Origin of the sequence: Sphingopyxis sp., from assembly GCF_050725615.1 — a bacterium.
Classification (GTDB): Bacteria; Pseudomonadota; Alphaproteobacteria; order Sphingomonadales; family Sphingomonadaceae; genus Sphingopyxis.
This window is the reverse complement of record NZ_JBOHHU010000080.1, coordinates 1-19,298: the sequence shown is the minus strand read 5'-3', so window position 1 is coordinate 19,298 and position 19,298 is coordinate 1. Positions and strand designations below refer to the sequence as shown.

The following is a 19,298-nucleotide window of genomic DNA, read 5'->3' as shown; positions in this document are numbered from 1 at the left end:
AGGGGCAGCGAGACTTGGGCGCTTGCGCCCTAGTCGCAGCGGGGTGGGCAGACCGCAACGCTGCTGGCCCACCCCCAACCCCTCCCGCCTGCGGGAGGGGAGAGCCACGTCCGCTTCCCACCCCGAAACCGCCATCAGCCATCACCAAGCTCCACCCGTCGCGCCACCCCGATCGCGTCGAGAAACGCCGCATCGTGGCTCACCACCAGCAGCGCGCCGTCATAGCCGCGCAGCCCCGCCTCGACCGCTTCCAGCGAATCAATGTCGAGATGGTTGGTCGGCTCGTCGAGGATCAGCAGGAGCGGCGGCTGCGGAGCGCCCAAAGTGCACGCCAGCCCGGCGCGCAGCATCTGACCGCCGCTCAGCGTACCGACGAGCTGCAGCGCCGCATCGGCCCGGAACCGAAACCGCGCCAGCGCCGCACGGCACTCCTTCTCACCCGTTTCGGGATGCAGCCGCCGGAAATTGTCGCGGATCGATTGCGCGGGATCGAGCAGCGACACGCTCTGGTCGAGCATCGCATGCTCGGCCACCACCTTGACCCGTCCCACCCATGGCGCCAGCCGACCGGTAAGCAGCGCGAGCAAAGTCGACTTGCCCGACCCGTTCGCCCCCGTCACCGCGACCCGCTCGGGGCCCGTCATCACGAACGACAGCCCATCGATCACAGGCGCGCCCGGTTCATAACCCGCCGACACCGCCTCGACCTCGACCACGGCCCGGTTCGCCGCCAGCCCGCTCGGCGCGATGCTCACCGCCAGCGGCTGCAATATCTCGACCTTCGCGCGCGCCGCCGCCAGCGCCTCGCCGGCCTCGCCGCGCTTGCGTTCGGCCAGTCGCGCGCCCGCGCCCGCCGTCTCCTCGGCACGGCGTTTCAGCGCGCCGACCAGGATGCGCGGCATGTCGCCCTTCGCCGCCTTCTTGCGCCCGCCCTTGTCCTTGCGCGCCTGCCGCTCGCTCGCGTTCTGGATCTCGCGCGCCACCTGCGCGGCGTGACGCCCGGCATCGGCGAGCCCCTGCTCGGCCTGCGCCAGTTCGGCATCCTTGCGCGCGCGATAGGCGCTCCAACCCCCGCCATAGCGCGCCGCGCCAAGCGACGTCAGTTCGACGATCGCGTCCATCTCCTCGAGCAATTCGCGATCGTGGCTGACGACGATCATCCCGCCGCGCCAGTCGCGGACCAATGCACGCACCGCCTCGCGCCCCTCGCGGTCGAGATTGTTCGTCGGTTCGTCGAGCAACAGGAAATCGGGCGCGGCAAGGATCGCCGCCGCCAGCGCCGCGCGGGTGCGCTGGCCGCCCGACAGGCCGACGAGCGGCGTATCGGGCACCATCGCCAACCCGACACGCGCCAGCGCCTCCTCGATCCGGCTTTCGAGCATCCAGTCGGCGTCGGCGAGTTCTTCGGCGCTCACCTCTCCCCCCTCGGCACGCGCGAGCAGCGCCAGCGCCGCGCGCGCCCCGAACAGGTCGGCGATCGTCTCGCCCGGCTGCGGCTGCACACTCTGGCGCAGCGTCGCGAGCGTGCCCGACACCGCGACGCTCCCCGCCTGCGGCGCGATGTCGCCGGTTATCAGACGCAGCAGGCTGGTCTTGCCCACCCCGTTGCGTCCGACGAGCCCGGTCCGCTCGGCGGCAAAGCCGAGGTCGAGACCGGCAAACAGCGGCTGCGCGTCAGGCGTGCTGTAGTGAAGATTCGAGAGGGTGATCGAGGGCATGGGAAACATCCTGCAAGACAAGGCTTTGGGGCGATGACTTGGCGATGAAATCCATGACGGCTACTCTTCTTGTGAAATCAGGCGGCTAGCATAGGGCGCGCGGGCCGCCGCCGCAACCCGCGCGCGCCGGACGATCAATCGCCCGGTTGGTGATAGGGCGCCTCGCCCGCCGCGACCGCGTCGCGCTTGCGCCGCAGCGAACCGCGCATCTCGTCTTCCGGAACGGTCGCGGCGATCCGGTTGGCCTCGTCGGTCAGCGCCTGGTTTTTGGTCAGCCAGCCATGATCGTAGAGCGCTTCGGCGAGCAGGACCTTTTCGAACCAATCGTCGGGGATCGCCTTCACCCGGTACCGGTTCGCCTGCACCCGCATCGCCGACCATTCGGGCAGCCGCGGATCGCCGAAGCGCAGTCCCTGGTCGAACAACTGGCCCGCCGCGCCGCGAAATTCATAATGCTCGCCCTCGCCGTTCCGCGCCTCGAGCACCGGGCCGAGCATGCGGACCGTTTCGTCGAGCCAGGCGATTTCCTGCTGCTGGCCCGCGACATCGCCATAGTCGGGGTCATTGTGCTGCGCTGCATAGAAAGCCCCGACGCCCTGCAGCGAACGCAACTGCATCGCGGTCTCGGGATCCGATGCGAAGCGCCCGCCCGACGCTTTGGCGCGCGCCTCGATCCGGATGAAGGCGTCGCGGATCGCATCCTTCTGGGTGCGATAGTCGAGATCGAAGGCGTCGGACACCATCTGCCCGATCGCCAGCACTTCGGCCTCGCCCGCCGCGCTATCGGCCTGCATCGCCGTCGCAGCCGGCGCGCCCGCACCGATCGACGCTGCCGTCAGCAACGCCGCCGCCATCCATGTCCGCATAAAGCTCCACCCCTCCGGAGCGACCCGCCGCCCTTTTAGCCGCCTTCGCCTCCCGATCGCAATATTGACATTCTTCCTGTTATGACTATTATTTCTGTTATGACAGAAATTATCGAACATGGATCGAAACTGTCTCCGGCGGCGACCGAGTTCATCCTCCATTGGGGCAATCTCGGCGGGCAATGGGGGGTCAACCGCTCGGTGGCGCAGATCCATGCCTTGCTTTTCGTGTCGGACCGCCCGCTCCATGCCGAGGAGATCGCCGACCTGCTCGGGCTCGCACGCTCGAACGTCTCCAACTCGATCAAGGAACTGCTCGGCTGGCGGCTGATCAGCCGGGTGCCGGTACTCGGCGACCGCCGCGATCATTTTGCCGCCGAGACCGACATCTGGGAAATGGTGACGCGCATCGCCGCCGGCCGCAAGGCGCGCGAGGTCGATCCCGCCGAGGCCGCACTCAAGGCGTGCGTCGCGCGCGCCGCGCACGATCCCGACCTCAGCGACGGCGCCAAGGCGCGGCTCGCCGACATGCTCGATTTCGTGACGACGATGAGCTGCTGGCACGACGAGATGCTGCAGGTTCCCAAACCCGCGCTGATGCGGCTGATCAAGCTCGGCGCCGGGGTGACGAAGCTGTTGGGCTGGCGGCCCGGCAAGGGCAAGCAATAGGAGAGCGACGATGTGGGACGGAGCGCAACGCGAACCGGTCGAAACGGCCCCCGCCCCGTCCGCGCGCGATGACGACACGCTCTACGACTATCGCTTTCGCCGCCTCGTCGCGCGCGCCGACTGGGACGCACTGCCGGGCGATGTACAGCGCCGCTTTTCCAAGCGACTGACAGGGCAGGCGGTCGCGGCCTATAGTGGCGAGATCGTCTGGACGCGCCTGTCCCGCGCCGGCTGGCTCCTCGCCCAGCTTTGCCGCCTGATCGGTGCGCCGCTTCCCCTCGCCGCCAGCGGCCCCGCCCCGGCCGCCGTCGCGGTGAGCGAAGACCGCCGCAGCGGCGGGCAAGTCTGGACGCGGCTCTACGGCCGGAAGGCGGGCCATCCGCAGGTGATCCACAGCGCCAAGAGTTTCGCCGGGCCGACGGGGCTGGAGGAGCATATCGGCCGCGGCTTCGGCATGGCGCTGACCGTGCGCGCCGAGGCCGACGCGCTGGTCTTCGCCTCCGACCATTATTTCTGGCAGGCCGGGCGTTTCCGGTTTCGCCTGCCCGGCTGGGCGACGCCCGGCGTGACGGTGGTGACGCACCAGCATCTGGGCAGCGGCCGCTTCGCCTTCGACCTCAAGGTCACGCACAACCGGCTCGGCGAACTGGTCAATCAGCACGGGCTGTTCCGCGATGGCTGACCCCGCCCCCGACGGCCCGATCATCCTCTTCGACGCCGAATGCATCCTCTGTTCGGCCAATGCACAGTTCGTGCTGCGCCGCGACAGGGCGGGACATTTCCGGCTGGCGTCGATTCAGGGCGCGGCCGGCGCGGCGCTTTGCCGCGCGCATGGTATCGACCCGCACGACCCGGTGAGCATGCTGATCGTCGAGGGCGATCATGTCCGCCGCGACAGCGATGCGGTGCTCTCAATCTATGAAGCGCTCGGCCTGCCCTGGCGACTGCTGAGCTTCTTCCGGCTGGTCCCGACGGCCCTCCGCGATCCGGCCTATCGCTGGGTCGCGCGCAACCGGTACCGCCTGCTCGGCAAGCGCGAGACCTGCTGGGTCGCGCCGCCCGAATATCGCGCCCGCATCCTGTGAAAGACCCCAAATGAAAATCCTGATCCTCGGCGGCTATGGCGTCTTCGGCGGGCGCCTCGCCGAGCTGCTCGCCGATTGCGCCGACCTCGACCTGCTGATCGCCGGTCGCGACCGCCAGCGCGCCGGGGCTTGGTGCGCGGCGTATGAGGGGCAAGCACGCGTCCTCCCGTTGCAACTCGACCGCCGCGACATCGCCGACGCGCTCGCCGCGCATCGGCCCGACCTCGTCGTCGATGCCTCGGGCCCGTTCCAGGATTATGGCGCCGACGCCTATCGCGTGATCGAGGCGTGCATCGCGGCCAAGGTCGATTATCTCGACTTCGCCGACGGCGCCGATTTCGTCTTCGGCGTCGACCGCTTCGATGCGGCGGCCAGGGCGGCGGGCGTCTTTGTCCTGTCGGGGGTCAGCAGCTTCCCCGCGCTGACCGCTGCGGTGCTGCGCGAGATGGCAAGGACGATGGAGATCCGCAGCGTCGAGGGCGGCATCGCGCCGTCGCCCTATGCCGGCATCGGGCTCAACGTCATGCGCGCGGTCGTCGGCTATGCCGGGTCGCCGGTGAAGCTGCGGCGCGGCGGCAAGGACGCGCACGGCACCGGCCTCGCCGAAAGCTTGCGATACACCGTCGCGGTGCCGGGGCGGCTGCCGCTGCGCAACATCCATTTCTCGCTCGTCGACGTCCCCGACCTGCAGGTGCTGCCGCGCCAATATCCGGGGATCGACGACATCTGGATGGGCGCGGGCCCGGTGCCCGAAATCCTCCACCGCATATTGAACCTGCTCGCCAAGGCGCGCGCGGCGCTCCGCCTGCCCTCGCTCGAACCGCTGTCGCCGCTCTTCTATTGGGTGCTCAACCGGATGAAGTTAGGCGAGCATCGCGGCGGCATGTTCCTGCGCGTGCGCGGAACCGCGGACGGCCAGCCGGTCGAACGAAGCTGGCACTTGCTCGCCGAGGGCGATGACGGGCCCTATATCCCGTCGATGGCGATCGAGGCGATCGTCCGCAAATTGCGGAAGGACGAACGGCCGGCCGCCGGCGCGCGCTCGTCGGCCGGCGCCCTCGACCTCGCCGATTTCGAGGCGCTGTTCGCTCCGCGTTCGATCGATACCGGCTTCCGCAGCGAGGAACCCGGCGCGCCCTTCTACCGCCGCATCCTCGGCCCGGCCTTCGACACGCTGCCGCCACGCGTGCGCGAACTCCATGCCAGCGAAGCCCCGCGACGGTGGCACGGGCATGCCGCGGTGCGCCGCGGAACCAACCCGCTCGCCCGCCTCGCCGCGGCGATCATCGGTTTCCCCGGGGCGGCCGAGGCGGTGCCGGTGACCGTGACCTTCGCCCCCGAAGCGGGCGGAGAGCGCTGGACGCGCGACTTCGGCGGCCGCAAATTCTCGTCGCTCCAGCACGAAGGCACGGGCCGCAACGGCCGCCTGCTCGTCGAACGCTTCGGCCCCGCCGCCTTCGCAATGGCGCTCGTCGTCGACGGCGACCGGCTGCGGCTCGTGCCGCGCCGCTGGTCGCTCTTCGGCGTGCCGATGCCACGCGTCCTGATGCCCTCGGGCCCCAGTTTCGAGACCGATGCCGACGGCAAATTCCGCTTCGACGTCGACATCCGCCTGCCGCTCGCGGGGCTGGTGGTCGCCTATCGGGGCATGCTCGAACCGGGATGACCGGGCCCGAATCCGCTTGCCCGCCGCATGCCGATGCTTACATTGGCGCGCACAATAATTTCCCCCCAGTCGATGAGGTTGCCTTGCCATGTCCCGTAACGCCCTGTCCGCGCCGCTGGCGCTGGTCGCCCTGTTTATGACGCCCGCCGCCGTGCAGGCTGCGGAGGATGTCGCAACCGCAACAAAAGCCGACGCGCTGACCTATCCCGCGACCGAGCGCGGGACGACGGTCGATCCGCAGTTCGGCGTCGACGTCGCCGACCCCTATCGCTGGCTGGAGGATGATGTCCGCGTCAACCCGAAGGTCGCGGCCTGGGTCGCCGACCAGAACAAGGTCACCGACGCCTATTTGGACACGCTGCCCGGCCGCGATGCGTTCAAGGCGCGGATGACCGAGCTGTATAATTACGAACGCTTCGGCCTGCCGCGCAAGGCGGGGACGCGCTATTTCTACACCCGCAACGACGGGTTGCAGCCGCAGTCGGTGCTGTTCGTGCGCGAGGGGCTGAAGGGCGAAGGCCGCACCCTGATCGATCCAAATGGCTGGGCCAAGGACGGCGCGACCGCGCTCGCCGAATGGACCCCGTCGGAGGATGGCAAGAACCTGCTCTATTCGGTGCAGGACGGGGGCACCGACTGGCGCATCGTCCGCGTCATGGACGTCGCGACCGGCAAGGACCTGCCCGACGAGATACGCTGGGTGAAATTCTCGGCGCTCGACTGGGCCAAGGACGGCAGCGGCTTCTATTATTCACGCTTCCCCGAGCCCGCCGAGGGCGCGGCGTTCCAGTCGCTCAACGAAAATCACGCGGTCTATTTCCACAAGCTCGGCACCCCGCAGAGCGCCGACGTGCTGATCCACGCGACCCCCGACAAGCCCAAGCTGAACAACAGCGCGGTGGTGACCGACGACGGCAAATATCTGCTCGTCGTCGGGTCGGAAGGCACCGACGAACGCTATGGCCTGACGCTCTATCCGATCGGACCGAAGGGCGCGGGCAAGCCGATCACGCTGGTGAACGACTTCGCGAACAACTGGGAATATGTCACCAACACCGGCACCCGCTTCACCTTCCTCACCAACAAGGGCGCGCCGCGCCAGCGGCTGGTGTCGATGGACATCAAAAAGCCCCATGCGCTGACCCAGCTCGTCGGCGAGCAGGTGGGGACGCTGGTCGGCGCCTCGCGCGTCGGCAACCGCATCATCCTCTCCTACCTCGGCGACGCCAAGTCGGAGGCGCGGATGGTGGCGCTCGACGGCAAGCCGGTCGCGAACATCCAGCTCGCCGATATCGGCTCGGCGTCGGGCTTCGGCGGCAAGTCGGCCGACCCCGAAACCTTCTACAGCTTCTCCAGCTATGCCCGCCCGACGACCATCTATCGGCTCGACACGGCGACGGGCAAAAGCGAGATTTTCGCCGAGCCGAAGCTGACCTTCAAACCCGACGACTTCACCGTCGAGCAGCGTTTCTACACCTCGAAGGACGGCACTCGGGTGCCGATGTTCCTGGTGATGAAAAAGGGCCTCGACCGCAGCAAGGGCTCGCCAACGCTGCTTTATGGCTATGGCGGCTTCAACGTGTCGATGACCCCGGGCTTCTCGCCCACCCGGCTCGCCTGGGTCGACAAGGGCGGCGTGCTGGCGATCGCGAACCTGCGCGGCGGCGGCGAATATGGCAAGGCATGGCACGACGCCGGCCGCCTCGACAAGAAGCAGAATGTCTTCGACGATTTCATCGGCGCGGGCGAATATCTGATCGCGCAAGGGATCACCGGCAAGGGCCAGCTCGCGATCGAGGGCGGCTCGAACGGCGGGTTGCTCGTCGGCGCGGTGACCAACCAGCGCCCCGATCTGATCGCCGCCGCGCTGCCCGCCGTGGGCGTGATGGACATGCTGCGTTTCGACCGTTTCACCGCCGGTCGTTATTGGGTCGATGACTATGGCTATCCGTCGAAGGAGGGCGATTTCAAGACCCTGCTCGGTTACTCGCCCTATCATAATATCAAGGACGGCACCGCCTATCCCGCGGTGCTGGTGACCACCGCCGACACCGACGACCGCGTCGTGCCGGGGCACAGCTTCAAATATACCGCCGCGCTCCAGCACGCCCATGCCGGCGACAAGCCGCACCTGATCCGCATCGAAACGCGCGCCGGCCATGGCTCGGGCAAGCCGACCGACAAGATCATCGCCGAAGCCGCCGACAAATATGCCTTTGCGGCCAAATGGACCGGGCTGAGCGTCCAGTAAGGCGCTGGCCCGCGATCACCGCCACCATCCTGCTCGGACTGGTGGCGGCGGTCTGGGCCATATTGCCCGACGGGCGCGCGGCGCACGTCGAGCGGCTGGCCGACTGCTACGATCCCGGAGCGCTGCCGAGGGTCGAAACGCTCGCAGACGGCCGCAAGGCGGTGCGGCTGCGCGTGCTGCTCTGGAACGTCGAAGGCCTGCCCTGGCCGATCCGCAGCGGCCGCGAGGCGAAGCTGGACCGCATCGCCGACTGGATCGCCAAGCGCCGCAAGGCCGGCCTCGGCCCCGACGTTTTGATCCTGCACAAGGCGTTCACGCCCGAAGCCTCGCGCGTCACGACCGCCGCCGGCTATCGCGCGATCCTCCCCGGCCCCGCGCGGGACGACAAGCGCCAGTTCCCCGCCGCAGCGCCGCCCGCCCGCTTTGCCGACGCCGCCCGGTGGTGGAAGGGCGAGGGTATCGGCAAATGGCTCGACGGCGGCCTTTATATCGCGACCGACCTGCCCGTGATCGACCAAGCGCGCGACGCCTTTGGCGCCGACAGCTGCGCCGGTTACGACTGCCTGTCGAACAAGGGCGGGCTGGCGCTGCGCATCGCCATCCCCGGCGCGCCCGAGACGCTCACCCTGTTCAACACCCACCGCAATTCGCGCGAACCCGCCAAGGTCGGCATTGCCCGTGTCGAGGCCTCGCACGTCCTCCAGACGCAGGAGAATGACGCCCTGCTTGCGGCTTTCGGCGACAAGGGCGCGCTGATCGCGGCGGGCGATTTCAACAATTACCGCGCGGGCGACAAGCGCGGCCACTTCGCCGCCGATCCCGCCTTTCATCTCGCCGCCAAAGGCCCCGGCCTCGCCGCGCGCGCCGCGCCGATGACCGACATCCGGGCCTGGACCGACGCCTATGACCTGCTCGGTTATCGCGCGTCGGCGGCGATGAAAGTCGAGCCGCTTGTCGTCGCAACCCTGTTCGACGGCAAAAATGGCCCTGTTCTTTCGGACCATGCGGCCCAATATGTGATCTTCCGCCTGAGCTGGCGCGGCGACGCGCCGGCGATGCCGATCGCCGTACCGCGCTGTCCTGCCTGACCCGAAAGTCCCTTCGATGTCCGATGCCCTCGCCTTTACCGCCACCGACACCGACGCGCTCTGGGCCGAGGCGGGCGCCGCCGCCGAAGCGCTGGTCGCGGGCGAACCCGACGGCATTGCCAATATGGCCAATGTCGCGGCGCTGATCTGGCAGGCGATCCCCGATCTCAATTGGGCGGGATTTTACCGCTTCGACGGCACCGAACTGGTGCTCGGCCCCTTCCAGGGCAAGGCCGCCTGCATCCGCATCCCGCTGGTCAAGGGCGTGTGCGGCGCCGCCGCGCGGCTGCGCGCGACCCAGCGAGTCGAGGATGTCCATGCTTTTCCCGGTCACATCGCCTGCGACGCCGACAGCCGCAGCGAACTGGTGGTGCCGATCGTCGTCGAAGACCGACTCGTCGGCGTTCTCGACCTCGACAGCCCCTTGCCGTCGCGCTTCACGGTCGAAGACCAGGCGGGCGCCGAGGCGCTTGTTGCGCGGATCGCGGCCGCGCTCGCGGGTTGAATCTGCCCCAAATCGGGACAAAATCGTCAAGGTAAACAGATTCGCCGAAAAGCGCCGCATTTGCTAAACAGACTGTTAACCAATGGCCCTCGCCGTCCCCGACGAGGGCCAAGGAAACAGGGAGTTACGCCATGCGCACTGCAATTCTTCTCGGGCTGGCCGCCGGATCGCTGCTGCTCGCAGGCCAGGCGCACGCCGGTCATGGCGACCCCAAGCCCCGCCTCGACTATGGCGCACCCAGCGCCCCCGATACGCGCGTCTATACCGGCTATCCCGACCGCGTGCCGAGCGAAGTCGATTATCGCCAGGTCAATGGCACCTATGATGCCGAGGGCCGCTGGACGGGCACCTGGGACGGCACCTATGAAACGCCCGATGGCCGCCGCTACGACGGCCGCTATGAAGGCACGGTCGAGGGCGCGGGCACCAGCTATGCGCCCCCGCCCGCTTACGATCCCTATTATGATGAGCGCGGCGGATATGACGCGCGCTATGATGAAGACATGGAACGCCGCTGTGGCCGGGGGGGCACGGTCGGCGGTGCGGTTGTCGGAGGCGTCGTGGGGGGCATCGCCGGCAACCGCATCGCGGGGCGCGGCAACCGCACCGAAGGCACGCTGATCGGCGGCGCGCTGGGCGCGGTCGCGGGCGGCGCGATCGGCAGCGACGCCGACCGCAAGCGCTGCGACGCCTGGCACAGCCGCCGCACCGCCTATCATCACGGTGGCGGCTATTATCAGGGCGGCGGCTATTATGGCCAGGGCGGGACGACGGTTTATCAGCAGGGTGGTTATGGTTACGGCTATTACACCCCGGGCGTCGTCGTGACGACGATCATCACCACGGGCGCGCCGGTGGTGACCGAAAGCGTCGAGACGACGACCCGCACCTATTATGAAAATGTCCCGGTCCGGAAGCGCTATGTCGCCAAGAAAAAGTGGAAGCCCCGGCCCAAGCCGCGCTGCGCCTGCTGAGCCACGGACCAGCCAGGCCAGAGGGCCCGCCTTCCGACCGGAACGGCGGGCCTTTTGCTGCCCGCCAACGCTTCGTCGTGCGAGGCTAACGGTTCAGCGGCGCGAAAGCATCGCGGTCCTATGGCGCGATGATTGCGGGCCGCGATGGGCGGACCCCGCGCTTGGGGAAGGATCCTCGATGCGTCGTTTCACCAGTTTCACCGCCGCCGCCGCCGTCGTCATCACCTCGGTCGGGCTGAGCGCCGTTCCCGCCGAAGCGCGCCACCGCTACGGCGGCTGGGGCTATCGCGACCGCGACCATATCAGCACCGGCGAAGTGCTCGGCGGCCTGTTCGTGATCGGCGCGATTGCGGCGATCGCGAGCGCCGCGAGCAAGGACAAGGACAACCGCCGCGAGCCGCGCTACGACCCGCCCTATCCCGACGACAATTATCGCGAGGTTCCGCGCTACGAACCGGACAATGGCGGCGACCCCGGAAATGGCGCCTATGGCCGGAGCGATGACGGCCGCAGCGGCGCCTATAGCGGCGGCGCGACCGAGACCCGTGCCGCCGACGCGTGCAGCTGGGCGGTCGAGGCCGAAATGGGCGAAGGCGCCCGCGTCGACCGGGTCGACGACACGGTGCCGAACAATGGGGGCTGGTACGTCACCGGCACCGCATCGCGCTCCGGCGGCGATACCCGCAGCTTTGGTTGCAGCTACAGCAACGGCCGGGTGATCGACGTCAACTTCGGCGGCTGACCTGCGCCTCAGCGATTTGCAGAGGGCCTCGTCACCCACGGGTGGCGGGGCCCTTTTCCTTTCCACCTGAACCCCCGCTAAACCGAGTCTGAACCCAAGATAAGCAGGGGGTTCAGACCCGCGACACCCCCCTCCTTCTATACCCGAATCAACAGGCGGCGATTTATGCCCCCTGCGTTGAAGGAGACCGAACCATGGCTATGACCAAAATGACCAAGGCCGCAGTCGGTGCGGCCACCGCCGGCGCAATGTTGCTCGGCAGCACCCCCGCACTGGCCCGCGACCGCGACCGTGACGGCGACGGGATCAGCGCGGGCGAAGTGATCGCCGGCGCAGTCGTCCTCGGCGGCCTCGCCGCGATCCTGTCGAGCGGCGACAATGACCGTTACGATCGCTATGGCCGCTACGACGGTCGCTATGATGGTCGCTACGACGACCGCTATCGCGGCGGCGGACGTTATGACAACGACGCCCGCTACGGCTATGGCTATGACTATAACCGCTATGGCAACAGCCGCAGCGCGGTGAACCAGTGCGTCAGCGCGGTCGAACGCGGCAGCCGCCGCTATGGCAACACCGACGTCACCCAGGTGACCAGCATCGACCGCAAGCGCGACGGTTACAAGGTGCGCGGCCGCGTCGTCGTCCGCGACGGCTATGGCGGCCGCTGGGGCCGCGGCGGCTATTACGACCAGGGCAAGTTCAGCTGCGACATCCGTTACGGCCGCGTGCAGGACATCCGCTTCTCGGGCCTGCGTTAAGCCCACGACGGCGTCCTGACGCCGGCAACGACCCCGGAAGCCCATGGCTTCCGGGGTTTATTGTGTCCGCACCCTGTGACAAAAATCACAGCCGGACGGTGCCCTACGTCCCCGCGCGCTACGCGTGCTTGCCTAGAGTGCCCCAAACGCAGCGCAGCAGGGGGCGATAGCATGACCATATCCAGATCTTTTTTCGGGCGATCGGCGGCGTTGGCGCTGGTCGGCCTGTGCGCGGGGCCGCTGGCACCGACGGCGGCGTTCGCGGCGGACGAGGAGGACACCGCGCTGCTCGCCTATCTCGGCCTGACGGCGGCGGAGGGGAAGACCGAACTCGGCGACAAGGCAGGCGAGTTGGAAGCCGCATTCCTGATGGACATGCTGCTCGGCTCGCTGGGCGAGGCGGTGCGCGGCAAGGTCAATACGGCGACGGCCGGAATGACCGGCATCACGGTGATCCCGCTCGCCGACGCCGAAAAAATCGACCTGCGGGCCCTGGACGTTGTGAAAACGCGGATCGAATTGATCAAAAATCAGGTCGCGGGTGTCGATCAGTCACTTTGCAAGATCAAGAAGGCGAATGACAACAAGGGTGGGGATTCGGGCAACGAAGCCGGCATCGACACATCGTTCGGTGGATTGGCTCAAGCCGCCTTGGGCGCCGTCAAGACCGACACGAAATATAGCGGCATCGTCGTGACCAACGGCCGCGATGCCGTGATGGACGCCATCACCTCGGTTCCTCTCGCCAATATGGGACGGTGGTTCATTCCTTCCGAACGGCAGTTTTCGAACCGCACGCTCGCTGCCGATCTTGCGTCACCGGTACAAGGGGCGCGCAATGCCTTGGCTCGATGCAAGGATAGCCCGGTGCAAAAGGCCCAGCTTGACGCCGCGCTGGCCCTGGCCGACAGCCTTACCGCACCGGGAAAGGACGGCGCACCCAGCCTGCTCGAACAGGCGATCCCATTGGAAAACCTGGTTCCGGGAACAACCTATGTCCTTCGCGTCGCGCAGGGCAAAGCGGGCGGGTCATTGGCCAACCGCAGCAATATCTGGACCACCATCGGGGTCGTTAACGGCCTGACCGTGCGCGGCGGCGTGACGGCCAGTTGGCGGCTAACCAAAGCCGATACGGGCGACATCGTCGGGTCGGGAACCATCCGTTGTGCAACGCCAGCCGTTGCCTTCAAGGACGTCCACCGCACCACCAAGACGACCACCTGCGGTTCGAGCGGATCATGAACGGTCGCCAATGGGAAAAAATCCTTCGCGGCGCCGATATCTATTTCAAGGTTTTCGGCAACGAGGACCGCGATGAAGTGCCCGTCGAAACTTTTCCCTACGCCGCGATCTGCGCAATTCATGTCGAAGGGCATAAAAGGACGAACGGCGAAGCCGTTTTGTCGCGCGGGACGGGATTCCTGATCAGCCCGACGCGCGTCGTCACCGCGGGTCATGTCCTCGACGACGTCGATTTCCGTTCCGAAACGGGCGTCGTCATTCCCCAATGCACAGCAACCAATGAGCGTCTTGGTCGCCATCCGATCGCGCCAACAGCCGTGACCTATTTTCGCGACTGGCAGCACAGCTATCGATACGAAGACGATCTGGCGGTTGTCAAATTGCCGGGTCCCGGCGTCGTGATCGGCGAATATCTGACGCTCGAGGCAGCCAGCGACGCCGATATTCGACGCGCGCCCGTCGAGATCGCGGGCTATCCGACGTGCGTCGGAGCGGATTGCGAAAATGGCGTGAACGACCTGCCCGATGCCTTTCGTGGACGCGTCATGTATGCCCATAATCAAAAAATCGCGTATCTCAGCCCGACGCAAATCTATTCCGAGATCGACACTTGGGCCGGCCAAAGCGGCGCGCCGATGCTCGCGATCGCCTTAGGCAACGACAAGGTGATCGGCGTCCACTGCCGCGGAGCACGTCAGAGCCATCCCGACGCCCACGCCAAGACGCACAATAGTACGCTGCGCCTGACTACCGAGCGAATCAACTGGATCCGATCGATCTAGCCTTCGAACCACCCTTGCCAGCCCCGCTCGCACCCGCCACCATCGCGCGCATGAAGTCATCCCCGATATTCGCCGCCCTGCTGCTGGTCGCCTCGCTGGCCACCCCCGCCCACGCCAAGGACGACACCCCCGCCGCCGACCCCGCGCGGCTCAAGGCGTCGGTCGAGAAACTCGTCTCCTTCGGCACCCGCCACACCTTGTCCTCGGCGACCGATCCCAAACGCGGCATCGGCGCGGCACGCAACTGGGGCGCGGCCGAGTTCGAGCGCATTTCCAAGGCCTGCGGCGGCTGCCTGACGGTGTCGCGCATCAGCGACCGTTTCGAAGGACCGCGTGCGCCCGACGGGGTGATCGTCGAAAATGTCCTTGCGATCCAGAAGGGTAGCGGCGACCCCGCGCATGTCATCCTGATCGCGGGGCATATCGACAGCCGCGTCACCGACCCGATGAATTTCACCAGCGATGCCCCCGGCGCCAACGACGATGCATCGGGCACCGCGCTGGTGCTGGAAGCCGCGCGCCTGCTGTCGAAGGACAAGCACCGCGCGACGATCGTCTTCGCGCTGCTGTCGGGCGAGGAGCAGGGGCTGTGGGGCGGCAAGCTGCTCGCCAGACATGCGCAGACCGAGGGCTGGCAGGTCGCGGCGATGCTCAACAACGATATCGTCGGCGGCACCCATGGGCTCGACGGCACGATCGTCGACGACCGCGTCCGCGTGTTCAGCGAGGGCATTCGTGCGTCGGAGGATCTCGCGGCGCAGCTGGCGCGGCGCGGCATCGGCGGCGAGGACGACGGCCCGTCGCGCGCGCTCGCCAAGGCCGCAGTTCGCGCCGGCGAAGCGAACCCGGCCATCGGGCTGGAGGTGCTCGCGGTGCGCCGCCCCGACCGCTTTCGCCGCGGCGGCGACCACCTCCCCTCGCTCGAACTCGGCTATCCGGCGATCCGCTTCACCGTCGGGGTCGAGGATTATGATCATCAGCATCAGGATCTGCGCACCGAAAATGGCCGCAAATATGGCGATACGGTCGACGAGATGGACTTTCCCTATCTGGCGCGGGTAACCGCGCTCAACGTCGCGCTGGCACGCACCCTCGCCGATGCGCCGCCCGCGCCCGCCAGCGTCAGCATCGACGGTGCGGTCAGCTCCGACACCAAGGTCGCCTGGTTGCCGGTCCAGAACGCCGCCGCCTATCGCGTCCACTGGCGCCGCGCCGACAAGAGCGACTGGTCCGACAGCCGGATCGTGCCGGGCGATTCGACCGAAATCCTGTTGAAAAGCGTGCAGATCGACGATCATTTCTTCGGCGTGTCGGCGGTCTCGGCCGACGGCGCCGAAAGCATCGTCACCTTCGGCGGTCTGCCGCCCCAAAAATAGGCCGAAAGCGGGGCCGCCGCAGCGCGCTGCTATCCGAATATTTACCATCTGCCGCTATAGCGGGCGATGGGACCAATATCGTCGCCTGGAGTGGGATCCCGGCGGCCTGTATTGGGTCGCGCATGTCATATCCCGCAGACAATTCTGCATCCGAAAAGCGCCAACCGCGCCAGTCGCGGCTGGTGAAGGCGGCGCTTGAAAATGCGCGGTTCGGCCGCTTCGACGTGACGGTGCGCAACGTGTCGCAGACCGGCATCGGGGGCCAGGGCCCGCACAGCCTGCAAAATGGCGAGCGGCTCACCGTCCACCTGCCCGGTCACGAGCCGATGGCGGGCACGGTGCGCTGGGTCTGCGACCAACGGTTCGGGATCGAGACCGACGGCGAAATCCGCATCGCCCAGCTGCGCTCCGCGCATGGCGGCACCGTCCCGTCGGCCGACAACAGCATCGAATTCCGGATCGTCCCGCCGCCCAGGGTCGTCGCCAAGCGCCCCGGCCTGTCGCTCGGCGCCGCAACGCCGATCGATCCCCGCAAAAGCGACTGGCGGCAGCGGTAGAGCCGCCCGAAAGTGGCCTTGTTGACACGGCATTGTTGTCAGGGCATTTTTTCTTCCCCCCAACAATGGAGCCCCCCGCCATGATCAAGGACCAAAACCGCAAGCCGACTGCCCAGCCGCGCAAGCACAAGGTCTGGCAGACGCCCGCCATCCGGTCGGTCATTCCCTCGCGCGCGACCGCCGGCGGCCCAATCAGCAACGGCTTTCAGGAAGACGCCGCTTACTCGATCTCCTGATTTCGTATGGCGCACAAAGGAAAACCGGCGCGGATCGCTCCGCGCCGGGTCCCCCGTGTGTAACTGATAGGAAAAAGAGCGCCGGGCGTCAGGCGACGCGGCGCACTTCATTGCCTTCGTCGTCGATGTCGCGCAGCACATAGCCGCGACCCCAGACGGTCTCGATGTAGTTTTCGCCTTCACAGGCCAGCGCGAGCTTCTTGCGCAGCTTGCAGATGAAGACGTCGATGATCTTGAGTTCGGGTTCGTCCATGCCGCCGTACAGGTGGTTCAGGAACATTTCCTTGGTCAGCGTCGTGCCCTTGCGCAGGCTCAGCAGCTCGAGCATCTGATATTCCTTGCCGGTCAGATGCACGCGGGTGCTGTCGACTTCGACCGTCTTGGTGTCGAGGTTGACCGCCAGCTTGCCGGTCTTGATGACGCTCTGGCTATGGCCCTTCGAGCGGCGGACGACCGCATGGATGCGGGCGACCAGCTCGTCGCGGTGGAACGGCTTGGTGACATAATCGTCGGCGCCGAAGCCGAACGAGCGCACCTTCGAATCCATTTCCGAAATGCCCGACAGGATCAGCACCGGCGTCTGCACCTTGGCGGTACGGAGCTTTTTCAGCACGTCATAGCCGTGCATGTCGGGCAGGTTCAGGTCGAGCAGGATGATGTCATAATCATAGAGCTTGCCAAGGTCCAAGCCCTCTTCCCCCAGGTCGGTGGTATAGACGTTGAAGCCTTCGGTCGTGAGCATCGTGTCGATCGCCTTGGCGGTCGTCGGCTCGTCCTCGATCAGCAATACGCGCATTGGGCACCCCTTAGACTGTTTCCCACGATGACCCCGCGACCCGTCCGCCTGATCATCTTGATCGTGCCGGACCGACCCCATTCGCGGGACTGCCGGAACGTTAACCATGAAAGCAATGAAGGGAAAAGGTTAATTTTGATTTAACCCGCAGGAATCCACGAGTCGCGGGGTATTTATGCCACAGTGCGGGCGCCGATTTCAGCCCGTAGCGAGCGCCAGATGCGCGGCATGCGCGCCGGTGCACGATCGTTTGAGCGTGTCGACCAGATGGTCCGACAGGGCCTTCACCCGCGCCGGGCGCAGCCGCGATGGTGGCGAAAGAAGGTGAAGATAGGATTGCGGCAGCGACCAGTCGGTCAGGATACGCACGACCTCGCCCTTCACCAGCGCCTCTTCCGAGATGAAGTCGGGCAGCACCGCGATGCCGCCGCCCGCGATCAGCAGGGGGATCATGACGTCGCCATTGTTGGTGAACAAAGGCCCGGTCGGGATCACCGTCGCCTCCTCGCCGTCGCGGTGGAAGCGCAGCGGCATCGCGCGTTCGCGGTGGCCGTACCCGATCAACCGGTGGCGGCCGAGGTCGAGCGGGTGGCGCGGGGTGCCATGCTTTTCCAGATAGGCGGGGCTGGCGATCACCGAGCCCGCGACCGGCGCGATGGTGCGCGCGAGCAGGCTCGAATCCTCCATGCTCGCGATGCGCAGCGCCAAGTCGATGCCCTCGGCGACGACATCGTGGCGCGCATCGCTCAGCATCACCTCGATCTCGACCGCGGGATGCATCTCGAGGAAGGTCGCGAGCGGGCGGCCCAGCACCTTGATGCCGAAGCTCATCGGCGCGGCGAGGCGGATCGGGCCGGCCAGGTCGGTGCGGTCGCCCCGCGCCGCCTCGGTGGCCGCGGTCGCCGCGGCAACCATCGCATGCGCCTCGCCGAGCAGCCCCGTCCCCGCGGTCGATACCGTGACGACGCGCGAGCTGCGATGGAGCAGGGTGATACCCAGCGATGCCTCGAGCCGCGTCACCGCCTTCGATACGCTCGCCTTCGACAGGCCGAGCGACGTCGCCGCGGCGGTGAAGCTGCCGCCATCGGCGACGGCGGCGAAACAGGCCCAGCCTTCATAATCGGGAAGCGCCATCAATAGCCCCTGTTTGGAAACGATAGATTTCCATCTACGCTATTTCGGAAACGATCGCCATGACTATCTTGTCCTCAACAAGACGGCCCCGGCACCCGCCGCGGTCCGGAACGAAAGGACGACGCGATGATCGACATTCGCAAATTCGACAGCCTCGGCCATGCCGACCACGGCTGGCTCGACGCCCGCCACCATTTTTCTTTCGCCAATTACCACGATCCCAAGCGCATGGGCTGGGGCGCGCTGCGCGTGTGGAACGACGATGCCATCGCGGCGCAGGCAGGGTTTCCCCCGCACCCGCACCGCGACATGGAAATCATCACCTATGTCCGCAGCGGCGCGATCACGCACCGCGACTCCATGGGCAACACCGGCCGCACCGCGGCGGGCGATGTCCAGGTGATGAGCGCCGGGACCGGCGTGACGCACAGCGAGTTCAACCTCGAGGACGAAGCGACCACCTTGTTCCAGATCTGGATCATGCCCGACCGTGACGGCGGAAATCCCGGCTGGGGCGCCCGCCAGTTCCCGCAGGCCGACCGGTCTGGCCAGTTCGTCACCTTGGCGAGCGGCATCGAAGGTGACGACGCCCTGCCGATCCGCGCCGACGCCCGGGTGGCGGCGGCAACGGTGAACGCCGGCGAAAAGGTCTCCTACGACCTCGGCGCCGGACGCCACGCCTATCTCGTCGCCGCGAAGGGCCGCATCCGCGTCAATGGCGAGGACGCCGATCCGCGCGACGGCATCGCGATCCGCGATGTCGGCAACATCGAGGTCGAGGCGATCGACGACGCCGAGTTGGTGCTGGTCGACAGCCTCTGAACGAAACCCCGGGCCGCCGCCTCCCCCC

General features: G+C 67.1%; 20 protein-coding genes. 16 read left to right on the top strand and 4 right to left on the bottom strand.

Annotated features, from left to right (window positions below; genetic code table 11):
• Positions 1-134: 134 nt before the first annotated feature.
• Together ACREB7_RS16390 and ACREB7_RS16385 are read right to left on the bottom strand one after the other, a co-directional pair.
• The gene (locus ACREB7_RS16390; protein WP_431593345.1) at positions 135-1,718 is read right to left on the bottom strand and encodes an ABC-F family ATP-binding cassette domain-containing protein; all 1,584 of its coding nucleotides are present in this window, start codon (positions 1,716-1,718) and stop codon (positions 135-137) included.
• 134 nt (positions 1,719-1,852) lie between these two features.
• Positions 1,853-2,584, bottom strand: a complete 732-nt coding sequence (locus tag ACREB7_RS16385) for a hypothetical protein (protein ID WP_431593344.1) — start codon at positions 2,582-2,584, stop codon at positions 1,853-1,855.
• 99 nt (positions 2,585-2,683) lie between these two features.
• Here ACREB7_RS16385 and ACREB7_RS16380 point away from each other — a divergent pair, with 99 nt between their 5' ends.
• The 15 genes from ACREB7_RS16380 (at position 2,684) to ACREB7_RS16310 (ending at position 16,518) form a co-directional block, all read left to right on the top strand.
• Positions 2,684-3,253, top strand: a complete 570-nt coding sequence (locus ACREB7_RS16380) for a GbsR/MarR family transcriptional regulator (protein WP_431593343.1) — start codon at positions 2,684-2,686, stop codon at positions 3,251-3,253.
• 10 nt (positions 3,254-3,263) lie between these two features.
• Entirely contained in the window at positions 3,264-3,935 is a 672-nt protein-coding gene (locus tag ACREB7_RS16375; RefSeq protein WP_431593342.1) for a DUF4166 domain-containing protein, read from the top strand.
• Positions 3,928-4,338: a thiol-disulfide oxidoreductase DCC family protein gene (locus ACREB7_RS16370; protein WP_431593341.1), complete on the top strand. Its 411-nt coding sequence runs from the start codon at positions 3,928-3,930 to the stop codon at positions 4,336-4,338. The genes ACREB7_RS16375 and ACREB7_RS16370 overlap by 8 nt, the downstream gene beginning before the upstream one ends.
• A 10-nt stretch (positions 4,339-4,348) precedes the next feature.
• On the top strand, positions 4,349-6,004 hold the full coding sequence (locus tag ACREB7_RS16365) for a DUF4166 domain-containing protein (RefSeq protein ID WP_431593340.1): 1,656 nt from the start codon (positions 4,349-4,351) through the stop codon (positions 6,002-6,004).
• An 88-nt stretch (positions 6,005-6,092) separates the two neighbouring features.
• Positions 6,093-8,255: a prolyl oligopeptidase family serine peptidase gene (locus ACREB7_RS16360; protein ID WP_431593339.1), complete on the top strand. Its 2,163-nt coding sequence runs from the start codon at positions 6,093-6,095 to the stop codon at positions 8,253-8,255.
• The gene (locus tag ACREB7_RS16355; protein WP_431593338.1) at positions 8,231-9,343 is read left to right on the top strand and encodes a hypothetical protein; all 1,113 of its coding nucleotides are present in this window, start codon (positions 8,231-8,233) and stop codon (positions 9,341-9,343) included. The genes ACREB7_RS16360 and ACREB7_RS16355 overlap by 25 nt, the downstream gene beginning before the upstream one ends.
• A 16-nt stretch (positions 9,344-9,359) precedes the next feature.
• Positions 9,360-9,848: a GAF domain-containing protein gene (locus ACREB7_RS16350; protein WP_431593337.1), complete on the top strand. Its 489-nt coding sequence runs from the start codon at positions 9,360-9,362 to the stop codon at positions 9,846-9,848.
• Between the two features lie 131 nt (positions 9,849-9,979).
• A complete protein-coding gene (locus tag ACREB7_RS16345) occupies positions 9,980-10,822 on the top strand; it encodes a glycine zipper 2TM domain-containing protein (protein WP_431593336.1) in 843 nt (280 codons plus the stop codon).
• Positions 10,823-11,000: 178 nt separating this feature from the next.
• Positions 11,001-11,564 (top strand): hypothetical protein, encoded by a 564-nt coding sequence (locus tag ACREB7_RS16340; protein WP_431593335.1) that lies wholly within the window; start codon positions 11,001-11,003, stop codon positions 11,562-11,564.
• 194 nt (positions 11,565-11,758) lie between these two features.
• Positions 11,759-12,325 carry a hypothetical protein gene (locus tag ACREB7_RS16335; protein WP_431593334.1) on the top strand — a complete coding sequence of 189 codons (567 nt, stop codon included), beginning with the start codon at positions 11,759-11,761 and terminating at the stop codon, positions 12,323-12,325.
• A 171-nt stretch (positions 12,326-12,496) separates the two neighbouring features.
• A complete protein-coding gene (locus ACREB7_RS16330; protein ID WP_431593333.1) occupies positions 12,497-13,567 on the top strand; it encodes a hypothetical protein in 1,071 nt (356 codons plus the stop codon).
• Complete coding sequence (locus ACREB7_RS16325) at positions 13,489-14,349, top strand: trypsin-like serine peptidase (RefSeq protein ID WP_431593332.1); 861 nt, start codon at positions 13,489-13,491, stop codon at positions 14,347-14,349. Before ACREB7_RS16330 ends, ACREB7_RS16325 begins: the two co-directional genes overlap by 79 nt.
• Before the next feature lie 50 nt (positions 14,350-14,399).
• Positions 14,400-15,725 (top strand): M28 family metallopeptidase, encoded by a 1,326-nt coding sequence (locus ACREB7_RS16320; RefSeq protein ID WP_431593331.1) that lies wholly within the window; start codon positions 14,400-14,402, stop codon positions 15,723-15,725.
• A gap of 122 nt (positions 15,726-15,847) precedes the next feature.
• Positions 15,848-16,282 (top strand): PilZ domain-containing protein, encoded by a 435-nt coding sequence (locus tag ACREB7_RS16315; protein ID WP_431593330.1) that lies wholly within the window; start codon positions 15,848-15,850, stop codon positions 16,280-16,282.
• Between the two features lie 80 nt (positions 16,283-16,362).
• Complete coding sequence (locus tag ACREB7_RS16310; RefSeq protein WP_431593329.1) at positions 16,363-16,518, top strand: hypothetical protein; 156 nt, start codon at positions 16,363-16,365, stop codon at positions 16,516-16,518.
• Positions 16,519-16,606: 88 nt separating this feature from the next.
• Here the strand turns inward: ACREB7_RS16310 and ctrA are convergent, their stop codons facing one another.
• Both ctrA and ACREB7_RS16300 read right to left on the bottom strand, forming a co-directional pair.
• Complete coding sequence (gene ctrA, locus ACREB7_RS16305) at positions 16,607-17,314, bottom strand: response regulator transcription factor CtrA (protein ID WP_431593328.1); 708 nt, start codon at positions 17,312-17,314, stop codon at positions 16,607-16,609.
• 198 nt (positions 17,315-17,512) lie between these two features.
• Complete coding sequence (locus ACREB7_RS16300; protein WP_431593327.1) at positions 17,513-18,448, bottom strand: LysR family transcriptional regulator; 936 nt, start codon at positions 18,446-18,448, stop codon at positions 17,513-17,515.
• Positions 18,449-18,574: 126 nt separating this feature from the next.
• Here ACREB7_RS16300 and ACREB7_RS16295 point away from each other — a divergent pair, with 126 nt between their 5' ends.
• Positions 18,575-19,270 (top strand): pirin family protein, encoded by a 696-nt coding sequence (locus ACREB7_RS16295; protein ID WP_431593326.1) that lies wholly within the window; start codon positions 18,575-18,577, stop codon positions 19,268-19,270.
• The last annotated feature ends 28 nt before the right edge of the window (positions 19,271-19,298 follow it).